The 1302-nt window shown below is 58.8% G+C and carries 2 protein-coding genes; both read left to right on the top strand.

The window, feature by feature from the left end; genetic code table 11:
- A partial coding sequence (locus tag AC1DT2_RS23660; protein WP_477299128.1) for a hypothetical protein occupies window positions 1-253 on the top strand: 253 nt, incomplete at its 5' end.
- A gap of 124 nt (window positions 254-377) precedes the next feature.
- On the top strand, window positions 378-1302 hold a 925-nt coding region (locus tag AC1DT2_RS23655), incomplete at its 3' end, for a type IV secretory system conjugative DNA transfer family protein (RefSeq protein ID WP_477299127.1).

Raw genomic sequence — 1302 nt, 5'->3', positions numbered from 1 at the left:
GAAGAAGACCATGAGTGAAATCAACGAAAGCGAAACCTCCACCCACGATCTCTTGAACCAGGCCACCGAGTGGCTGCAATACGCCCGAGGCCTTACCGAGCTGTTGGCCGAACTCGTGCACGAGTCCGATGCGGTCGATTGCAACCGTATGGCGATGGGGCTTGAAGCCATCAGTGCGCTGACGCGCTTGGGGGTGCGCTGTACGGCGGAGGCGCATGCGCGCATGACATGGGAGCGGGCAGGGCGGGCGTGAGAACCGCGGCCACGGCGGATAGAAGAATTCTGAAAAGTGGGCCAGACGTGTGCGGCGCACTCCGATTCTGACCCGGACTAAAGCATGCTTGCAGATTGGCATTCGCGTGAGGGAACACAGTTAGATGAGCGGAATGTACAAGGCATTAACGTTGCTCGTACTTGGACTCCTTGCCCTGGTGGGCGGAGAGTACCTGGCGGGTTTCCTTACCCTATGGATTCTTGGCCTCGGCCAGGTGTCTCTGGGGGTGACCACGTATTGGCAATACTTCCGCGCACTCGATCTGCCCCAGGTCGCGCCGTACGTCCTTAAGATCAAGCTGTGCGGTGCCTTCGGATTCGGTGGGCCGCTGGCGGCATGGTTGAGTCTTTTCATGCCGGTACTGAGGTCCAAACCAGAAACCATGCACGGCGACGCACGCTTCGCAAAGCTGGCGGACATGAAAAAGGCGGGGCTGCTCAAGCAAACTCCGGAAAGCATCCTCATGGGGAAGTACAAGGGCCGCTATCTCTGGCTCGGCGGCGCCCAGCATGTCATTACCATCAGCCCTACACGATCCGGTAAGACCACCAGCATTGCTATTCCGGCGCTGCTCTCGTACCAGCACTCAATGGTGGTGCTGGACCTGAAGGGTGAGCTGTACAAGGCGACCAGCGGCTGGCGCGAATCGCAGCAGCAGAAAGTCTACGTATGGGCGCCCTACGATGACGCGGGAAACACGCATCGATTCAATCCGATGACCACCTTGGCGGGTGTCGATCCTGCGAAGCGTATTGGCGAGATCCAGACCATCGCCGCCATTCTCTACCCGGACCAGCCAGGCAACGATCCATTCTGGACGTCGCAGAGCCGTGCGGCATTCACCGCCATGGCTTCGTACCTCTTCGAAGCCTGGGACGACCAGATGATCTCGCAGGCAGTGGACGGTACCGAACCGCTCATGGCGGATATAAACACCTCGCCGGATTTCCCCAGCTTCGAGCGCATCTTGCATTTCTCAAGTGGAACGGACACCCAAAGCACCAAAGAGGTCATCGATTCAATTCTCC

This window comes from Luteibacter sp. P4_E6 (assembly GCF_056401535.1).
The sequence above is the reverse complement of the archived record's forward strand: the minus strand, read 5'-3'. Positions and strand labels throughout refer to the sequence as shown.